Here is an 18747-nt window from a genome sequence, read left to right on the forward strand (position 1 = left end):
TGGCACTGGTTTTTACAAGATTTGTTAGTTAATTTTGAATGAGAGGTAAACTTTGAGCATTGGAATTAATTAAGAAGAAATCACTCCTAATTATTGCTCCAAGCTTAATTGCAGAATCATTATCATTAAAATTAACTTCATTAGATAATAATTTAAATATCTCATTAAATGGTAATACTAAAGGGTTAAATCCAGATTTAATAATATGGAATATCCTTAATTACCAATCAGAAGAACTCATAAGATTGGAACTATTAAGATTAAAAGAAAGATTTGATGAATCAAAAATTCTTGTAATTTTTTCTGGTGAGCTCATAAATAAAGCAAAAGTAGCACCAACTTTAAATAGTGAAGGTTTACTTTTAAACCCTAGTGTAGATAAGGTTCTTGAATCGATAAATATCATTATAGAAGGGGGTAGAGTTTTTGATCTTTGTAATAATCCCTCAGTCAAAAACAACAAAGTAAAAGAACTTACTTTTAATCAAAAACTATTATCTTCAGGTCTTAAACAGATTGATACAGAGATTAATTATATTTTTAAATATGTAAATTCTGACTCAACCCCCGAATTTTATAAGTTTATTTTAAAAGGAAGATTAAGAGAGCTTATTACAGCTAAATCTTTTCTTATATTTTTGTGGGGTAATTCATTAGAACTTTATTCAGAAGCTATTTACACTGAGAACAAAATTAACTTTGAAAATAAAGATAATAATACTATTTTTATAAAAAATAAAAATTCAATTGAAATTTGGGATTTAATTCTTAAACGACTTAGTAAGAGATATAACACAACTAATTTTGATGTTGACTTTAATAATTCATCTATCATTTTGTCAGGAATGAAAAAAGAATTTATTTCACGTTTAATATGTAAAATGCTTGATGAACTTGATAATTTAATAAAAAACATAAAGGAAAACTATAAAGAAAAAGACTACAAAGAGGATTTCAATTCTCTTATTGAAGAACTAAGGCTTAATACTATTTCAAACATAACTGAAAGTTATTTTAGAGTTAAAAAAGATGGTGAATCCATCTCACTAAATGAATATATTCATAAAGAAGTAACCTGTAACGAAATAGATAGAGAATCTCATGATTCAATAATGTTTATCGATCCAATAATAAAAAATGAGCCAATAGATTATGACGGCAAATTTTTACCTTTATATGAAACAGAATCATTTATTGTTCTTGAAAATATAATATCTAATTGGATAATAAGAAATTGCAATTTACTAGCTTCTGAAGTATTTAATATTTGTTCAAGTTGGCCAGAATTAAGAACGATCCTCATAAATCCCCAATTGCAATCTACAAGATCCTTTGAAAGATTTAGAAATAATATTAATAACTACAATAGGTGGCATGAAAATATCTATATGCCTATTTATTTATATGAAAGTAAACGTGAATATATTGATATAATTGATTCTAAATTCACTAGATATTATAAAAATGAGAATAGAGAAAAAGAATTAGAAAATTTAGAGTGGTTTCAAAAACAAGTTACTTTATTAGTTGAAATTAGAGATGCAATAGCTCCACAGCTTGAAATTGCTGTAAAATATATTGGTAACCTTTTAGTGAGTTTCTTAACAAAAGTAGTTGGCAAAGCTATTGGATTGGTTGGGAAAGGCATCTTACAAGGTTTAGGTAGATCTAGTACAAAATAAAATTCCAAACTTTAATGAAGCTATTTCAATCAATACTTATTTTATTAATCTTTTTAACTTCTTATCCAGTTAATGCTAGTAGAGATAGTGATAGTTATGACGGAAATATTTTTCCAATATATGCAGGAAATGGTGCAGTAGTACCTCCTCAAACAACTATTGAAGAATCTTTAAAAAACGAAAGGGTTTCTGTTTTGTTTTTTTATCTTGATGATAGCTCTGATAGTAAAGCTATGGCACCAGTTATTTCTGGTTTAGATCTAATATGGAGAAATAATATTGACTTGATAGCTATTACCACAGATGAATTACAAAGCGATAACTCAGAAACAGACTTATATCAACCCAAGCACTATTGGAATGGTTTAATCCCTCAGACTATAATTTTGGATAGCAATGGACAAGTTAGATTTGACATGAATGGCATGGTTAATATTGATGATCTGAATAAAGTTATTGGTGAATTAAAAGGAATAGATATAAGCGATTCTTCATTCTCAGTTGAAAGCTTTAACGAATATAACAGTATAATTTCAGAGAAAAAATGATCCCTAATTAGTTTTTTAAATAAGAATCACATGTTTATACTAAATATATTTTTCATATTTTTATTGATATTAATTATTTCTGATTTATTTATTAAATACTTCCCAAAAACAAATTTAGTTTTACTCCCTGTAGATTTTAAAGTAAGAAAAAAGGAAAATAACAGTGAGGTGATTATTGATTTAAAAATAGTCAATAAAAGTAAATCTAAAGAAACTATGGTTTCTAACCTTAATATAGATTTAGATTTTTTTAAAAGTAAAAATAATCAATATCTTAAAGAGTTGGATTATGAACAAAGTATTTATATTTATTCTGGATCCTCAAAAAAAAATATAAATAATTATTGGCCAACAACAATTATACAAACAAACTCAAAACTGTTTATACAAGTAATTATAAAATTCAAAGATAGTGATTTGAGAAACAAAATTAAATATATATGGTTAAAAGTGTTTTGGGATAATTACGGTCATTTTGGAATAACTAAAAAGCAAGATGGTTTATTAGTTAACTTGAATCAACATAATCAAAACAAAAAAGAGCTAATTCATATTCCTCTGAAACAAAATTTCAAAGCTATAGCTGTTAAAACTGATTTGCTTGGATCATTTGATAATCCAATAGAAACTGTTATGAAATACTGTAAAAACGTCGTAAGAAAAAATGATATTTTAACCATAGGTGAGACACCGTTGGCAATAATGCAAGGTAGGTATATATCTCCTCAAAATTTAGAATATAGTACATTTTCAAAAATATTATGTTATTTTTTCCACCCAACAAGTAGTTTGGCAACGGCTTGTGGAATGCAATTACTAATCGATAAAATAGGAGTGACTCGGATAACTCTTTCCTTGCTTTTGGGAGTGCTTTTTAAGTGTATTGGAGTAAAAGGAATATTTTATAAATTAACAGGTTTTGAATCCTCACTAATAGATGACATTAGTGGGACAGTTGTTCCTTATGACAAAAGCATAGTTATGGGTCCAATTAAGACTAAATTATTTTGTGATAAGTTATCAAAACAGCTTGGTGTAGAAGTGGCAGTAGTTGATGTTAATGATCTTGGTGGTGTGAAAATATTAGCATGTTCAAATAATTCATTGAATAATATACTCAATGAAATCTTAAAGGTTAATCCAGCAGGCAATTCTGATGAAAAAACACCTATAGTGTTAATAAGGAAAAATCAATAAATGAAACAAGATACAAATCATGTTTTAAATTACAATGATGATAAAAAGGCAACCTTTGAGGAACTTCATATTCGTCATTTAAATTTATTATTAGATTTAAGAAGTAAAAAGCTAAATAATTGGTTTTTAAAAATGGCGATTATAAACACTTTTGATGACTTAAAGATTTTTTTAAATCACTTAAAAAAAAATAAACATAAATGCATTATTGCGATTAAAGAAAAAAAAATTATAGGTTATTTAAATATATTTCCCCTAAACGATAAAGGAACTTGTTTAAAAATATCAAACCCTAATCTAATAAAGATTAATTCCTCTATAAATGAAAAAGATTTGATAGTGGGATTGATTAAGAAAGCAATCTCAATTACAGATATGAAAACTTCAAGCTGGGTTATTAATTCTGATTTAGAAAATAATCACCTTATTTCAAGCGCGCGAGAATTAGGTTTTCAACCACTAGATAAGGTTAAACTTTGGAGTAAAAATAAAATTAATAAATCTATTAATAATGCAAATAAAAATTCTTATTCAATTGATGAATTTCAAAAAATTAATAAATTAAATTTTATAAATGTACTTAACTTTATTCGTTCAAATCAATCGCCTTTAACAAGAGCAATTTTGGATCTTAGTCAAAAAGACATCTCGAATAGAAATGATTTAAATAGTGGTGCTGTAATTTATAGTGATTCGGTATTATGTACAATCTTAAAAGATATAAATTTTCAAGATAGTAGAATTTATACTTTAACCATTGGCAGATGTTGGGATAATAGATTAAATCCTATTTTAAAAGACATCTTAAATAATTTTTTTGAAAAATCTCCTCAGTCGATAATTAAAACTCATGAAGAGAATACTGAATTAAATTCTTATCTAGAAAATTCTGGTTTTACAGATAAATTCCAAGAAATTATCCTTGTTAGAAATACTATTATTAGGAATGAATATAAACAGACTAATAAAATAAACCAATCATTAGAATCAATTTTTGGAAAATTAAATCCGCAAGGCAATGCTTACCCATCTCCATTTCCTTTGAAGTCCAAGTGAAATATTCTAAGCCTAAATCTAAATCAATATTAAGTTTAGATATAGGGACAAAAAGAATAGGATTAGCCTATTGTGATTCACTATTTATTACGGTAAATATTCTTCCTGCATTAAGGAGAGAAAAAAACAAGAATGAGTTCAAAACTATTAAAAGCCACATTAAAAAACTTAATTTAACTGGTTTTATTGTTGGCTTACCACTTGATGATAAAGGGAGAATGACATCTCAAGCTTTTGATTGCAAAACTTATGGGGAATATCTTTTTAATGAGTTAAAACTCCCATTCTCCTTTGTTAACGAACATAGTTCAACTTGGGAATCAGAAAACAGATTCGGGGTCAAGAAAGATAAATCAGGGCTTATCGATAGCTTATCTGCCAAAGTAATTCTTGAACAATGGATTCAGGAAGGTCCTGAGTTAAAAGAATTAATGGGTAATAAACAAATATAATATTAGTATAAATCTATATAAGTTAAATCAAAAATGAACGATCATAAATCCCAAGATAATTACGAGGCTCAGACTCTTATTTTAAATGACTCAAATGGAAATGAATTATTTTGTTATCTCGAACAAATTGTAAAAGTTGAAGAAAAAGAATATGCATTATTAACACCAGTTGATACTCCAGTAAGTCTTTTTAAAATAAATGATAAAGAGGAACCAGAATTAATTGAAAAAATTGAGAAAAATGAACAGGTTTTAAAGAATGCTGATGCCGTACTTCAAGAACATGATCTGAAACTTATAAGGTCCGCTGTAACATTAACTGTATCAGGGGAACTCGAAGAGCCTATTTATGATGAGTTAGAAGAAGATGAACTTGATGATGAAAGTGAGACATATGAATTACTTGTAAGTTTTAATTTGTTAGAGCAAGAATACGGATTATATATCCCTTTAGATCCTTTTTTTATTGTTGGAAAAATTATAGGGAAAGGGGCCTCACTAATTGAGGACGATGAGTTTGATAAAGTCCAGCCTTTAATCGAGTCTGAGTTGGAAAAGAGTAGTTTGTAAAATAATGAATTCTTTTGTAAAAGCCGATTGGGATTCTAAACTACCCATATATGAGATATCTCATTTAAAACTACAAAAAGAAGGAATTAAAAGCTTATTAATTGATGTTGATGGTACATTATTAAGCCGACAATCAAATGTAATTCCAATAAATGTTAAAAATTGGATCAAGGAATCAAAAAAGTTATTCTCTATGTATTTAATAAGTAATAACCCTTCTGATAAACGTATTAGAAAGATAGCCAAGGAATTAGATCTCAGATATAAATCAAACGCACTAAAACCAAGAAAAAAAATTACTTTAGATGTAATTTCAGAAATCAAAGAGGATTCGCGAAACATCGCTATAATCGGAGATCGAATCTTTACGGATATAATCGTAGGAAATAGATGTAATATCCAGACGATCTTAGTAAAAAGATTAAGCAGAGAGGGTTTGCCGATAAAAATAAATTTAACATTAATACTAGAAAAATTGATTTCTACTTTTTTAAAATGAAAACGTGGGTCGTTAAAGTTGGTACTAGTATTCTCAGAGGGACAAATGAGAAATCTACAGAACAAGTAATAGAAAGTTTATGTAAATCTTTAACAAGTTTTATTTTGAGGGGTAATAAAGTGGTTCTAGTAACCAGTGGAGCAGTTGGATTAGGATGTAATAAATTAAATTTGAATAGAAGGCCAAAGGAACTTAGTTCTCTACAAGCTGTAGCTGCTGTAGGACAAGTAAATTTAATGACTTTGTATGATAAAACAATGAAAAAGCTAGGTCATAATATAGCACAAATACTCATAACAAAAACTGATTTCAATTCGCGTGAGTCTTTCAATAATGCATCCAAAACATTTAAAAAATTAATTGATCTTAATGTCATCCCGATAGTTAATGAAAATGATTCTATTGCTAATGAAGAGCTAAAATATGGAGATAATGATACTCTCTCTGCATTAGTTGCTTTAGCAATTAATGCAAATAAGCTTATTTTATTAACTGATATAGAAAATTTATATTCTAAAGATCCCAGAAATAATAAGGATGCTCATCCAATAAGAGAAGTTAATACTAATGAATTAAAAATTATTAGAGATAAAAATAATAAAATTTATAATAATGAATGGGGGACAGGAGGCATTACTACAAAACTTATTGCTGCTGAAATTGCTACAAAAGGAGGAATAGAAGTTCAATTGGCCGATGGCAGAAATGAAAATAATTTAATAGATATTTTTAATGATAAAAAAATAGGTACAATATTTCATCCTTTAGATAAACCTGTTGGTAATAAAAAAAATTGGTTATCTCATGCGATTAAAACTGTTGGAGAAATTACTTTAGATGAAGGTGCATGTTTAGCTATTGTAAAAAAAGGAGCGTCTCTTTTAGTCGTTGGAGTTAAAGAAGTAGAGGGAGATTTTACGGTTAATCAAGCTGTTAGAATTGTAAATACAGATAAGAAAGAAGTCGCAAAAGGTATAACATCAATGAGTAGTGATTCTCTAAAAAGAATTTTAAATAAAAAAGAAACCATTAATTCATCAATGATAGTGGTACATAGAGATGTTCTTGCTCTTTCTTAAAAAATAAATTAAAAAATGTTATTAAGTAAATTGGTTGATCTTATAAAAAGTGGAAATTCAAACTTTATTAAAGCAAATATATTTGAAAATATAGATATACAAAATGCTGCTTCTTTAGATGTCGCATCAAAAAACCAAATATCCTTTTTAGAAGAAAACAATATATTAAAAGAGAATTTAGGTAGAACTGCCGTTTCAGCAATTATCACATTTAACAATAGTGAAATATTAGGTTTACTTGAATCAAAAAATATTTCAAATATAGTTGTAGAAAATCCCAGAATCGCATTTGCAGAAGTATTAAATTACCTTTATGAACAAATCAATTTCAACCCAGGTATTGATGATTCGGTTGTCATGAAAGAATCTTCAAAACTAGGAGAAAATTGTTATCTAGGACCAAATGTTTACATTGGCGAAAATACAGTAATTGGTAATAATAATAAGATTTTCCCCGGCACAACTATTTTAGGAAATGTCCGATTAGGAGATAACAATATAATTCATCCGAATTGTGTGATTTACGAAAATACAAGAATTGAAAATAATTGCGTTATAAATTCGAATACTGTTATTGGTTCTGAAGGATTTGGTTTTATTCCGCAAGATGGCAAATGGATTAAAATGCCTCAAAAAGGTTCAGTAATAATAAAGAGCTTTGTAGAAATCGGGACAAACTGTTGTGTTGATAGGCCATCTGTCGGAAATACATTGATTGATGAAGGGACTAAAATAGATAACTTAGTTCAAATAGGTCATGGAGTTAAAATAGGGAAAAATTGTGCTTTAGCAGCTCAAGTTGGCATAGCAGGAGGTGCGGTTATTGGGGATGGAGTTATACTTGCCGGACAAGTAGGGGTTAATAATAGAGTTAAAGTTGGTAATAATGTAATAGCAAGCTCAAAATGCGGGATACATTGTGATATTGAAGATGGAGAAGTTGTAAGTGGTTTCCCAGCCATGAAAAATAAATCATGGTTAAGAAGTTCAAGTATTTTTAAAAAATTGCCTGAATTAGCAAAAAAGCTTCGACAACTAGACAAGAAATAAATTATTCTCTTAATAAACCAACAATAAAATGAAGAAATATAAAGTTGTTTTACTTTCTGGAGATGGTATAGGACCTGAAATATCAGAAATTTCTTCAGAAATATTAAAAAAACTATCTCATAAATATTCTTTTGATATTGAGATTAAAGAAGAATATTTTGGTGGAATAGCTTACGAAAAGTATAAAGATCCAGCTCCGAAAGCGACATTAGATCAGTGCAAATCAAGTGATGCAGTTCTTTTAGCTTGTGTGGGAGATTTGAAATATGATTCTTTACCAAGAGAATTACGACCAGAAAGTGGTTTACTTAAATTAAGATCTGCGCTGAATTTATTCGCTAATATAAGACCGGTAAAAATAAGAAAATCACTTTTAGATGCCAGCTCTTTAAAAAAAGAAATCATTGAAGATGTAGATTTAGTCGTAGTAAGAGAATTAATAAGTGGAATATATTTTGGACAGCCCAGGGGACAAATTACTAACACTAAAGTTAAAAAAGCTTTTAATACAATGGTTTATGACACAAAAGAAATAGAAAGAATTACAGAAGTTGCAATTAAAATAGCAAATCAAAGAAGTAAAAAAATATGTTCGGTAGATAAATCAAATGTACTAGAAGTAAGTCAATTGTGGAGAGATACAGTTTTAGATGTAGCTTCAAAAAATAAAGATTTAAGTTTAAGTAATATGTATGTAGATAATGCAGCTATGCAACTTGTAAAAGACCCAAGCCAATTTGACGTTATTTTAACTAGCAATTTGTTCGGCGATATTTTAAGTGACTTAGCCGCAATGATAACTGGTTCTATTGGAATGCTTCCATCAGCATCTTTAAGCAATTCAGGGCCAGGAGTATTTGAACCCGTTCATGGGTCTGCTCCAGACATAGCTGGTAAAAACTTAGCTAATCCCATTGCTATGGCTTTATCAACCTCAATGATGCTAAAAATTGGTTTGAATGAGGAAAAAGCTGCAGATGATATTGAAATAGCTATTGATAATGTTTTATCAAAAGGATATAGAACATCAGATTTAGACAATGGTGATTGCAACGTTCTATCTTGTAGTGAAATTGGAGAAAAAATCATTCAAGAAATTTGAATAAAAAATTAATAAATTAAAAATTATCTTTAACTAGATCAAAAAGTTGGCATATGACCTGTCAGAATCATTAAATATTGTTTTAATTAAATGTCTAAACGTCATCCAGTAGTTGCTGTAACAGGATCATCAGGAGCAGGAACAAGTACAGTAAAAAGAGCATTTGAGCACATTTTTGCAAGAGAAGATATTATTCCAGCTGTAGTCGAAGGTGATAGTTATCACAGGTTTGAAAGAATGCCTATGAAAAAAGCTATGGCTGAAGCCCTTTCAAAAGGAGAAAATTTTTCTCACTTTGGTCCGGAAGCAAATCTTTTCGACAAGTTGGAGGAACTTTTTAAAGTTTATGGGGAAACTGGTGGAGGGAAAAAAAGATATTATCTTCACAGTACTGAAGAAGCTCAGGAACATAATGAAAGGCTAGGTACATCATTAGAACCAGGACAATTTACTCCGTGGGAAGATATTCCGAACGGAACAGATGTTCTCTTCTACGAGGGTTTACATGGTGGTGTTGAGGGGGAAGGCTACAATGTTTCTTCCTTTGCTGACTTGCTTGTGGGTGTTGTACCCATAACCAACCTAGAGTGGATACAGAAAATTCATAGAGACAATGCTGAGAGAGGTTATTCAGCTGAAACTATAGTTGATACTATTTTGAGAAGAATGCCAGACTATATAAATCATATTTGTCCACAATTTAGTAAAACTGATATAAATTTCCAAAGAATACCTACTATTGATACCTCGAATCCTTTTATATGTAGAAATATTCCAACACCTGATGAAAGTTTTGTAATAATCCACTTTAGAAAAGGAGCAAGAGAAAAATGGGGAATTGATTTTCAATACCTTCTAGGAATGATTCATGATTCATTCATGTCAAGTCCAACAAGTATTGTTGTTAATGGAGGGAAAATGGGTTTTGCAATGGAATTGATACTTACTCCAATAATTCATAAGATGATTGAAGAAAAGAAGCATGCTTAGATATTTTTTATTTCTATTCCAAAAGTCTTGGGTTAATTAAGAAAAGTTATAAGACTTTAATTGTTTAATTAATGATTTCATTAATTTTGTGAAACAAAGATATTGAATATTTTCAAATTTTTATATAACTTCCTTGATAAAAGGGCCTTTTTTAGACTTTAATAGAAAAAAAGAGAATATTGTGTCTTTAATCGACTGGTTTGCTGCAAGGAGAAAGGATCAATTTGTTGGGAAGGTTTCTCAAGATACTGAGGAAAGTGATGGCCTATGGGTTAAATGTTCGGAATGTGGGCAAGTTGCTTATAGAAAAGATTTAATATCAAATTTTAATGTATGCAGTAATTGTAGCCATCACAATAGAATTAATAGCGATGAAAGAATTAATATAATCGCTGACAAAGATTCATTTAAAGAGTTTGATGATTCATTAAGTCCTACTGACCCATTGAAGTTTAAAGATAGGAGATCTTATTCAGACAGGATAAAAGAAAGTCAAGAGGGGACTGGTCTCAAAGATGGAGTAATAACAGGTATATGTTCCATTAATTCAATGCCTCTGGCTTTAGCTGTAATGGATTTTAGATTTATGGGAGGGTCGATGGGGTCTGTTGTAGGAGAAAAAATTACTAGAATTATCGAAAAAGCAACAATAGAAAACTACCCAATAGTTATTGTTTGTGCTTCTGGTGGAGCAAGAATGCAGGAAGGAATGTTAAGCCTTATGCAAATGGCAAAAATATCTGGAGCACTAAAAAAACATAGGGCTAAAAATCTACTTTATATGCCTTTATTAACGCATCCTACAACTGGAGGTGTTACGGCAAGCTTTGCAATGTTGGGTGATCTAATATTGGCAGAACCAAAAGCTCTTATTGGATTTGCTGGGAGAAGAGTAATTGAACAAACTTTAAGAGAAAAATTACCTGATAATTTTCAAACAGCAGAATATCTTTTGGAACATGGATTCGTTGATGTGATAGTAAATAGGAAAGAACTTAAAAGTACTCTGACAAGTATTTTAAAAATTCATGGAGTAAAAGATCTTATGGGAGCAAATTAATAAGATGAAAATCGTTTCTAATTTAATTGGTCTATTTTTTATTTTTTTAATGTTTTTTTTTAATAATTCTAAATTGGCGTTCGGAAGTGGGAATGTAGATTGGATCCTTTTAAAAGAAAATAATGATGGAAAAGAATGGCTAGATATGGGTAGCATTAAGAAATTTGATAATAATGAAATAAGTGTTTTAACTAAGTTTTTTAAAAATCCAAAAGATTCAAGCGATAAAGGTCAATTATCTCTTTACGTTATGAGAATTAACTGTGATGACAATAGATTTAAAGATACTTCTATTAATGGAATCCCACAGCTCAGTTCAAAGTGGCAAACATCAAATAATGATGAACTTATTGATGTTGTCATCGAAAAAAGCTGTTCTGAGATCATAAATTAATGAATTTTAGTAATGCTACTGACAAATTAAGAGTCGCAATTGCTGGTTTGGGATTTGGAAAAAAAATTCATTTGGAAGCATTAAAAGAATCAGATTATTTAATTCCAACTGCAATTTTTCACTACAAGAAAGAAAAAGGACCATCTTTAGAGAAGGAAACTGGGTTAAATTTTTATCATGATTGGGGAGAATTAGTTAAATCCAAAGATATAGACGGAATCATAATTGCTACATCTCCCGAATCAAGATTTGAATTGGCAAAGGAAGCTCTTGAGAATAATAAACATCTTTTATTAGAGAAACCTGTAGCCTTAACCTCCGAGGAAATTAAAGAACTTCAAAGAATATCATTAGTTAATAATTTGAGTGTTTGTGTAGATTTTGAATATAGAGCAGTACCACTTTTCCTACAAACCAAGAAAATGATAGATGAGAATATTTTAGGAAAAATATATTTAATTAAGCTTGATTGGTTGATGGGTAGCCGGTCAGATCCCAATAGGGCTTGGAATTGGTATTCATTAAAAGAAAAAGGTGGTGGGGTTGTTGGAGCTTTAGGTACTCATGCATTTGATATGTTGAACTGGTTTTTTGGAGAATCGATTGTAGTATCCGGGAAATTATCAACATCAATCAAGAAAAGATCCTTACCTAATTCCTCTAAGTTTTTGAAAGTAACAAGTGAGGATATTTGCATAGCTAACCTTGAAATAAAAACTTTCGATGACATCATAGTTCCATGTCAGGTTTCTTTATCCTCGATTTCAAAGTGTGGAAGAGGATTTAGTTTGGAAGTATATGGAAGTGAAGGCTCACTTTTCCTTAAGAGTGAGAATCAAAAAGATTATGTTCATGGTTTTAATTTAAAGATTTCAAATCGAGAAGATAAGACATACAATTTATCCGCTGATCCACGCTATGATTTTGAAAAAACCTGGACTGATGGAAGAATTGCACCTGTCCAGAGAATTCAAAGTTTATGGGCTCATAGTATCAAGAATCAAACTCCAGTAATCCCAGGACTGTCTGAGGGACTTAATAGTCAAAGAGTTTGTGAAGCTATAAGAAAATCTGCAGAGAGCGGTTTAAATGTAAGAATTTAGTTTTTAACATTAGTAAGTAACAATTATTACTCGAATAGGTATTGAATTGATTTTATTTTTTCTTCATATTCTGGAAAAATCAACTGAACCTAAATTTTTAAAGAATGGCATTAAATTACTACAAAAATGAGCTTAAAGAAAATGCTCAACTTTTAGCTTCCAAAGGTAAAGGGATATTAGCTGTAGATGAATCAACTAAGACAGTAGGTAAAAGATTGGCTGGTATAGGGGTAGAAAATACAGAAGAAAATAGAAAGGCATACAGAGGAATGCTTTTCACCACTGAAGGTCTTGGCAAGTACATAAGTGGTGCAATTTTATTTGAGGAGACACTTTTCCAGAACCATCAAGATGGTGAATCAATGGTTAAAAAGCTAAATGACTTGGGAATAATTCCAGGTATAAAGGTTGATAAAGGTTTAAACCCTCTTCCAGGAGGAGGAGATGTAGAAACTTTTTGTTCTGGTTTAGATGGATTAGTAGAAAGAGCGGCGAAATACTACGAACAAGGCGCAAGATTTGCAAAATGGAGAGCAGTTCTACAAATAACTGAAGATGGTTGTCCTTCAAAATTATCGATACAAGAAAATGCATGGGGATTAGCCAGATATGCTAGGTCAGTCCAGGAATCAGGATTAGTTCCAATAATTGAACCAGAAATTTTAATGGATGGTAATCACACTATTGAGAAAACTGCTGAAGTTCAAGAAGAAGTTATTAAGCAGGTATATATTGCTTGTCAGGCAAATGGAGTTTTCCTTGAGGGAACACTCTTAAAACCTTCGATGACTGTTAATGGAGCTGAGTGCCCGACAAAAGCTGATCCTATGAAAGTTGCTGAAATGACAATAAGAACAATGGAAAGATGCGTACCGGCATCAGTTCCTGGAATTGTATTCTTGTCCGGAGGGTTAAGTGAGGAAGCTGCTTCAGTTTATTTAAACAACATGAATACTCTTTATAGAAAAGCTTTATGGAATGTTTCGTTCTCTTATGGACGTGCTTTACAGCATTCTTGCTTAAAAGCATGGAAAGGTAGCGAAATAGAGGCTGGGCAAAAGGCTTTAATTGCAAGAGCTCAGGCAAACTCTGAAGCCTCAACGGGTTCATATGTTGCAGGATCTCAGCCATCATCTGATGAGCAATTGTTTGTAGCAGGCTACACATATTAAAAAGCAGAAAATATACACTTAGACATCTAAATAGTTTCATTAATATTGCACTTAATTTAATTATTAACGTGACATTTGATACCTTCGTATATTAAACTCTCGGAACATATTGCTTATTTATTTTAAGCATTTAATTAAATTTTAATTATGGCCCTTGTTCCACTGAGATTACTTTTAGATCACGCTGCCGAGAATGGTTACGGTATACCAGCTTTTAACGTTAACAATCTTGAACAAGTTCAAGCGATTATGGAGGCTGCTTATGAAACTGATAGTCCTGTCATTCTTCAAGCCTCAAGAGGAGCGAGAAATTATGCTGGAGAAATTTTCCTTCGTCACCTAATCCTTGCCGCAACCGAAACTTATCCTAATATTCCAGTCGTAATGCATCAGGATCATGGAAATGAGCCATCAACTTGTTATTCAGCTGCAATAAATGGTTTCACATCAGTAATGATGGATGGTTCTCTTGAGGCAGATGCAAAAACACCTGCAAGTTACGAGTATAATGTGGCAGTAACAAAAAAAGTAGTCGACTTTGCTCACTCTGTTGGAGTGAGTGTTGAGGGAGAACTAGGATGTTTAGGTTCATTAGAAACTGGAAAAGGCGAAGCTGAAGATGGACATGGATTTGAAGGTGAGCTTTCAACAGATATGCTTTTAACTGATCCGGAAGAAGCCGCAGATTTTGTAACTAAAACGAATGTTGATGCTTTAGCTATCGCTATAGGAACAAGTCATGGAGCATATAAATTCACAAGAAAGCCAACAGGAGAGGTTCTTGCAATAAGTAGGATTTCTGAAATCCATAACGCTATTCCAAATACTCATCTTGTAATGCATGGATCTAGTTCAGTACCACAGGAATGGTTAGATATCATAAATAAATACGGGGGAGAGATTCCGCAAACATATGGCGTGCCTGTTGAAGAAATTCAAGAAGGTATCAGAAATGGAGTAAGGAAAGTTAATATCGATACTGATAATAGACTTGCCTTTACAGCAGCAGTTAGAGAAGCGGCTTTTTCAGACACAGCAAACTTCGATCCAAGACATTTCAATAAACCTGCCAGAAATTATATGAAGCAAGTTTGTCTTGATAGATACAGACAATTCTGGTGTGAAGGTCAAGCAGGTAGGATCAAGCAAAGCAGTACAAATTATTATGCTGATCTTTATGCAAAAGGTAACTTAGGTTCAAAGGTAAAAGCAAAAGTTTAGTTCAATAAGTTATTCCCAAATAAAAAAGACCTTCAATATATGAAGGTCTTTTTTTTTATTAATTAAATCATTAATGACTTCAAAGTATATAGTCCATCTGTTCCACCAATAACTTCATCACATGCTCTTTCAGGATGAGGCATTAATCCTAAAACATTTCCTTTTTCATTAGTTATGCCTGCAATATCAAAAGTTGAACCGTTTGGATTATTTTTGTATCTTAGTGCAATTAAATCATTATCAATAAGTTTTTTTAGTGTATTTTGATCGCAATGATAACGTCCTTCTCCATGAGCTATTGGTAATTTAATTTTTTGTGTTTCATCTGAATTTTTAAACCAACCGCCTTTTGAAGTAATCACATTCAAATCAGCATCATCACAAATAAAATTGAGATTTTTATTAGCAACAAGAGCTCCGGGAAGAAAACCTGACTCAGTCAAAATCTGAAAACCATTACATATACCTAATACTCGTCTACCACTTTTAACAAAATCATTTAAAGAATTTATTAATGGGGAAAATCTTGCAATTGCTCCGCACCTTAAATAATCACCATAACTAAATCCTCCTGGCAAAACGATTGCATCAATTTCATTTAAATCAGATGATTCATGCCATAAGAATTTTGTTTTAATGTCTAAACAAGCTTCTAAAGCCCATGCAACATCACGATCACAATTAGATCCAGGGAAGACAACAATTCCAACAGTAAAACAAGCCATTTATAATTTTTTTATTGAGTATTCAAAGTCTTCAATTACTGTATTAGCAAATAATCGATCGCATAATATATCAATTTTTTCTTTAATATCACCCTCTTTATTCCCTTCGATTTTTACTTCAATCATTTTTCCTATTCTTAAGGATTTAATTCCTTCAACTCCAAGTTTACTTGAGGCAGACTTTATTGCCTCTCCTGCAGGATCAAGAACAGAAGGTCTTAACCTTATGAAAACTTTAACTTCAAATTGATCCAATTAAAAATTCATTTCTTATAAAAGAATAGTTTAAATATCAATAAAAAAGTACTTTAAATTAATAAACAAATATTTTTATCCTTAAATACCAAATTAACTAATTAAATGTTTATAAAACCTTTTCCGTAACATTCTAAGCAAGTTCTTCTTACGTTTTCTGAAGTTTTAAAATTTCCTGAGCCAGCACATTTGGAGCAAATTACTTTAAAAGAAGAAATTGAAGTTTCATTTATTATGTTAGCTTTGTAAGTTATTTTTGAATCTTCCATTTTCAGTTTTGAAATAAGGGAAATCATTCTGGTAAGTAACTATAAAGTCAAATCCTTATTTATGGGCCATTTAAAATCTTAAATTTCTCTTTAATTTTTTTTATGAGTTTTTTAATTGATACATCATCAAAAGAAATTATAACCAAGTCAAGTCCACCACTATCTATTGGTCTCCAACAATTTAAAGGTGCCTCCTCATACCAAGTGTTAATTTTCTTTCCAACAATTTGTATTTGTAAAGGTAATGATTTCTTTGGGATCCATAAACGTCCTTTAATTCGAAGAATATTACTATCACTTAAAACGTTTACCATCTCTTTTTCAAATTCCTTTTTATCAAGAAAATAATTTAATTTTATTGAATCAGAGACGAGTTCAATATGATTATGATCATGTTCCTCTGTAATAAATTTTTTATAATTATCCTTTTTTAATTCAAAATCAAATATGTATTTTAAATCAACTATTCCATTAATAGATTTCAGAATAGGAACAGTTGAATTAAACTTATTTTTGATTATATTTTTTATAGATTTAAATTCTTGTTCATTTAAAACATCACCTCTCGAAATTAAAACGAGATCAGAAACTTCTAACTGTTCTTCAAAAAGTTCGTCAATCGATGATTTATGGTCAATTTTATTAAGAGAATCGTATTGATTAGTTATTTCACTTAAGTCATTTATTGGAGAGCCCTTAAGCATTGATTCTCCATTAACTATTCCTATAACTTGATCAAGATATATTGAGGTCCTTATCTCAGGCCAATTAAGTGCTTGTAACAAAGGTAAGGGTAAGGCTAGTCCACTTGTCTCAATAATTATTGCATCAATATCAGGATTAAAATTTAGAAGTGATTTAATCGAGGGAATAAAATCATCTTGAACAGTGCAACATAGACACCCATTATTTAATTCAATAATGCAATCTGTATCTGAATCATCGCAGCCATTACAACTTTTAACCAAATCACCATCAATTCCAACATCTCCAAATTCATTAATTATTAAACCAAATTTTTTATTACTATTTTTTAATAAATACCTTAAAAAGGTTGTTTTCCCTGAACCAAGAAATCCAGAGATTACAATTACAGGTGTTCTTTTATTCATAAATTAGTTTTAACAACCAAGACTATATTCAGTACTTTCTCCTGTTGAACTATTTGTGCCATTAGCTATTGCACATAATTCCTTTTGTTGAATCCGACTAAGAACTGCATTAGTAAAATCTGCGCCATCAATTTTTGCACCTTCAAAATTACTTTCCATTAACAAAGCATTTGTAAAATTAACATCTGAAAGATCTGCATCTGTAAAATCTGTTGCATATGCTAAAGCATCAGTTAGATTAGCCCCATTTAGGGTTGCATTTTGCAATTTACTATTATTGAAAACAGCCCCTTCTAAATTACTTTGACTGAAATCAAATCCATTTAAATTAAATTTTACAAATTCATTACCACTAAGATCTTGACCATGCATATCTTGTTCTAGATCAAGGTCTTGCTGATTTCTTATTTCGGGTGGTCGTTTAGCCCAAGCAGAGTTTACAAAATTAAAAAATAATATACCAATAAAAAATATAGTTAATAAAGCATTCTTAAGAGAGGGAAGACTAATTGATTTAATCATAATAAAAATGTATTTTAGATCTAGGGTTTTAAAGTTTGTTTATTCATCTTAAAGGAAAATATATGGCAATGTCACTAAAGGTTATTGTTCCACCTCATCCATTAATAAAACATTGGCTTTCTATTTTAAGAGAGGAAAATACTCCAAATATTTTATATTCAACTGGTTATGAACAACTGGGAAAATGGCTAACTTATGAGGCATTAAGAGATTGGCTTCCATACAAAAAAGAGACGATAAATACGAATAATGGGAAGGCAGAAGGATTTTTTATAAATAATGATTATCCAATAAAAGTAATAGCGCAGATGCCAGAGGGACTTTCTCTTTGGTATGGAGCAAAAGAAGTGATCCCAAATACAACTCTATATTTAGGTGAATTACCTACGAAAATTGATGACAATGTTGGAGTTATTCTTTATTCAGAGCAAATAAAGATGAAATCAAATCCAATTGAAACTCTTATTAACTTAAAAAGATTAGGAGTTGAATCAAATAGGATCTTATTAATAACATCCATTTGTAGCAATAAAGGTCTAAATGAAATTGCAAAGATATTTCCTCAACAAATGATATATACATCTTGTATTGATGAAGAAGAAGATAAATCAAATTTATTAAAACCCGGTATTGGAGAGCCTTTATTGCGTTTGAGTACTATATTTTCTGTTAAGAACTAAGATATAATA

Annotated in this window: 22 protein-coding genes; 17 read left to right on the plus strand and 5 right to left on the minus strand. The window is 30.3% G+C overall.

Annotation, left to right across the window (positions count from 1 at the left end):
* Positions 1-59: 59 nt before the first annotated feature.
* The 16 genes from P9515_RS03890 to fba all read left to right on the plus strand — a co-directional run bounded on the left by P9515_RS03890 (position 60) and on the right by fba (position 15175).
* Entirely contained in the window at positions 60-1682 is a 1623-nt protein-coding gene (locus P9515_RS03890) for a DUF3685 domain-containing protein (RefSeq protein WP_011820100.1), read from the plus strand.
* Between the two features lie 14 nt (positions 1683-1696).
* Positions 1697-2230 carry a thylakoid membrane photosystem I accumulation factor gene (locus P9515_RS03895; protein WP_011820101.1) on the plus strand — a complete coding sequence of 178 codons (534 nt, stop codon included), beginning with the start codon at positions 1697-1699 and terminating at the stop codon, positions 2228-2230.
* Between the two features lie 30 nt (positions 2231-2260).
* Complete coding sequence (locus P9515_RS03900) at positions 2261-3427, plus strand: hypothetical protein (RefSeq protein WP_011820102.1); 1167 nt, start codon at positions 2261-2263, stop codon at positions 3425-3427.
* Positions 3428-4483: a hypothetical protein gene (locus tag P9515_RS03905; RefSeq protein ID WP_011820103.1), complete on the plus strand. Its 1056-nt coding sequence runs from the start codon at positions 3428-3430 to the stop codon at positions 4481-4483. It begins immediately after the preceding gene.
* Positions 4480-4935: a Holliday junction resolvase RuvX gene (ruvX, locus tag P9515_RS03910; protein ID WP_011820104.1), complete on the plus strand. Its 456-nt coding sequence runs from the start codon at positions 4480-4482 to the stop codon at positions 4933-4935. Before P9515_RS03905 ends, ruvX begins: the two co-directional genes overlap by 4 nt.
* 33 nt (positions 4936-4968) lie before the next feature.
* A complete protein-coding gene (locus tag P9515_RS03915; protein WP_011820105.1) occupies positions 4969-5505 on the plus strand; it encodes a DUF3727 domain-containing protein in 537 nt (178 codons plus the stop codon).
* A gap of 4 nt (positions 5506-5509) precedes the next feature.
* A complete protein-coding gene (locus tag P9515_RS03920; protein ID WP_011820106.1) occupies positions 5510-6004 on the plus strand; it encodes a YqeG family HAD IIIA-type phosphatase in 495 nt (164 codons plus the stop codon).
* Positions 6001-7083, plus strand: coding sequence for a glutamate 5-kinase (proB, locus tag P9515_RS03925; RefSeq protein ID WP_011820107.1), 1083 nt, complete (start codon positions 6001-6003; stop codon positions 7081-7083). The genes P9515_RS03920 and proB overlap by 4 nt, the downstream gene beginning before the upstream one ends.
* 15 nt (positions 7084-7098) lie before the next feature.
* Positions 7099-8133 carry a UDP-3-O-(3-hydroxymyristoyl)glucosamine N-acyltransferase gene (gene lpxD / locus P9515_RS03930; RefSeq protein WP_011820108.1) on the plus strand — a complete coding sequence of 345 codons (1035 nt, stop codon included), beginning with the start codon at positions 7099-7101 and terminating at the stop codon, positions 8131-8133.
* A gap of 28 nt (positions 8134-8161) precedes the next feature.
* Positions 8162-9235 (plus strand): 3-isopropylmalate dehydrogenase, encoded by a 1074-nt coding sequence (gene leuB, locus P9515_RS03935; protein WP_011820109.1) that lies wholly within the window; start codon positions 8162-8164, stop codon positions 9233-9235.
* Between the two features lie 90 nt (positions 9236-9325).
* A complete protein-coding gene (locus tag P9515_RS03940) occupies positions 9326-10225 on the plus strand; it encodes a phosphoribulokinase (RefSeq protein ID WP_011820110.1) in 900 nt (299 codons plus the stop codon).
* Between the two features lie 181 nt (positions 10226-10406).
* The gene (gene accD, locus P9515_RS03945) at positions 10407-11285 is read left to right on the plus strand and encodes an acetyl-CoA carboxylase, carboxyltransferase subunit beta (protein ID WP_011820111.1); all 879 of its coding nucleotides are present in this window, start codon (positions 10407-10409) and stop codon (positions 11283-11285) included.
* A gap of 4 nt (positions 11286-11289) precedes the next feature.
* Positions 11290-11679: a hypothetical protein gene (locus P9515_RS03950; protein ID WP_011820112.1), complete on the plus strand. Its 390-nt coding sequence runs from the start codon at positions 11290-11292 to the stop codon at positions 11677-11679.
* Positions 11679-12782, plus strand: coding sequence for a Gfo/Idh/MocA family protein (locus P9515_RS03955; RefSeq protein ID WP_011820113.1), 1104 nt, complete (start codon positions 11679-11681; stop codon positions 12780-12782). The genes P9515_RS03950 and P9515_RS03955 overlap by 1 nt, the downstream gene beginning before the upstream one ends.
* A 104-nt stretch (positions 12783-12886) precedes the next feature.
* Complete coding sequence (locus P9515_RS03960) at positions 12887-13954, plus strand: class I fructose-bisphosphate aldolase (RefSeq protein ID WP_011820114.1); 1068 nt, start codon at positions 12887-12889, stop codon at positions 13952-13954.
* Between the two features lie 147 nt (positions 13955-14101).
* Positions 14102-15175, plus strand: coding sequence for a class II fructose-bisphosphate aldolase (gene fba, locus P9515_RS03965; protein WP_011820115.1), 1074 nt, complete (start codon positions 14102-14104; stop codon positions 15173-15175).
* 62 nt (positions 15176-15237) lie between these two features.
* Here fba and purQ read toward each other — a convergent pair whose 3' ends face one another.
* The 5 genes from purQ to P9515_RS03990 form a co-directional block, all read right to left on the minus strand.
* Entirely contained in the window at positions 15238-15900 is a 663-nt protein-coding gene (gene purQ / locus P9515_RS03970) for a phosphoribosylformylglycinamidine synthase subunit PurQ (protein ID WP_011820116.1), read from the minus strand.
* Positions 15901-16155 carry a phosphoribosylformylglycinamidine synthase subunit PurS gene (gene purS / locus P9515_RS03975; protein WP_011820117.1) on the minus strand — a complete coding sequence of 85 codons (255 nt, stop codon included), beginning with the start codon at positions 16153-16155 and terminating at the stop codon, positions 15901-15903.
* Positions 16156-16256: 101 nt separating this feature from the next.
* A complete protein-coding gene (locus P9515_RS09635) occupies positions 16257-16424 on the minus strand; it encodes a hypothetical protein (RefSeq protein ID WP_187146037.1) in 168 nt (55 codons plus the stop codon).
* A gap of 59 nt (positions 16425-16483) precedes the next feature.
* Entirely contained in the window at positions 16484-17536 is a 1053-nt protein-coding gene (locus P9515_RS03985; protein ID WP_011820119.1) for a GTP-binding protein, read from the minus strand.
* Between the two features lie 9 nt (positions 17537-17545).
* On the minus strand, positions 17546-18058 hold the full coding sequence (locus tag P9515_RS03990; RefSeq protein WP_011820120.1) for a pentapeptide repeat-containing protein: 513 nt from the start codon (positions 18056-18058) through the stop codon (positions 17546-17548).
* Between the two features lie 62 nt (positions 18059-18120).
* On the opposite strand from P9515_RS03990, the gene P9515_RS03995 reads away from it, so the two are divergent.
* Positions 18121-18738 (plus strand): uracil phosphoribosyltransferase, encoded by a 618-nt coding sequence (locus P9515_RS03995; protein WP_011820121.1) that lies wholly within the window; start codon positions 18121-18123, stop codon positions 18736-18738.
* The last annotated feature ends 9 nt before the right edge of the window (positions 18739-18747 follow it).

Source organism: Prochlorococcus marinus str. MIT 9515 (assembly GCF_000015665.1).
Lineage (GTDB): Bacteria > Cyanobacteriota > Cyanobacteriia > PCC-6307 > Cyanobiaceae > Prochlorococcus_A > Prochlorococcus_A marinus_P.

Excerpts from the sequence above, each read along its gene's own strand:
- P9515_RS03960 (WP_011820114.1), top strand. The coding sequence starts at position 12,887 with ATGGCATTAAATTACTACAAAAATGAGCTTAAAGAAAATGCTCAACTT.
- P9515_RS03995 (WP_011820121.1), top strand. The coding sequence starts at position 18,121 with ATGGCAATGTCACTAAAGGTTATTGTTCCACCTCATCCATTAATAAAA.
- P9515_RS03985 (WP_011820119.1), bottom strand. The coding sequence starts at position 17,536 with ATGAATAAAAGAACACCTGTAATTGTAATCTCTGGATTTCTTGGTTCA.
- P9515_RS03940 (WP_011820110.1), top strand. The coding sequence starts at position 9,326 with ATGTCTAAACGTCATCCAGTAGTTGCTGTAACAGGATCATCAGGAGCA.
- leuB (WP_011820109.1), top strand. The coding sequence starts at position 8,162 with ATGAAGAAATATAAAGTTGTTTTACTTTCTGGAGATGGTATAGGACCT.
- P9515_RS03920 (WP_011820106.1), top strand. The coding sequence starts at position 5,510 with ATGAATTCTTTTGTAAAAGCCGATTGGGATTCTAAACTACCCATATAT.
- P9515_RS03900 (WP_011820102.1), top strand. The coding sequence starts at position 2,261 with ATGTTTATACTAAATATATTTTTCATATTTTTATTGATATTAATTATT.
- P9515_RS03990 (WP_011820120.1), bottom strand. The coding sequence starts at position 18,058 with ATGATTAAATCAATTAGTCTTCCCTCTCTTAAGAATGCTTTATTAACT.
- P9515_RS09635 (WP_187146037.1), bottom strand. The coding sequence starts at position 16,424 with ATGGAAGATTCAAAAATAACTTACAAAGCTAACATAATAAATGAAACT.
- P9515_RS03955 (WP_011820113.1), top strand. The coding sequence starts at position 11,679 with ATGAATTTTAGTAATGCTACTGACAAATTAAGAGTCGCAATTGCTGGT.
- P9515_RS03905 (WP_011820103.1), top strand. The coding sequence starts at position 3,428 with ATGAAACAAGATACAAATCATGTTTTAAATTACAATGATGATAAAAAG.
- P9515_RS03950 (WP_011820112.1), top strand. The coding sequence starts at position 11,290 with ATGAAAATCGTTTCTAATTTAATTGGTCTATTTTTTATTTTTTTAATG.
- lpxD (WP_011820108.1), top strand. The coding sequence starts at position 7,099 with ATGTTATTAAGTAAATTGGTTGATCTTATAAAAAGTGGAAATTCAAAC.
- P9515_RS03915 (WP_011820105.1), top strand. The coding sequence starts at position 4,969 with ATGAACGATCATAAATCCCAAGATAATTACGAGGCTCAGACTCTTATT.
- P9515_RS03895 (WP_011820101.1), top strand. The coding sequence starts at position 1,697 with ATGAAGCTATTTCAATCAATACTTATTTTATTAATCTTTTTAACTTCT.
- purQ (WP_011820116.1), bottom strand. The coding sequence starts at position 15,900 with ATGGCTTGTTTTACTGTTGGAATTGTTGTCTTCCCTGGATCTAATTGT.
- proB (WP_011820107.1), top strand. The coding sequence starts at position 6,001 with ATGAAAACGTGGGTCGTTAAAGTTGGTACTAGTATTCTCAGAGGGACA.
- fba (WP_011820115.1), top strand. The coding sequence starts at position 14,102 with ATGGCCCTTGTTCCACTGAGATTACTTTTAGATCACGCTGCCGAGAAT.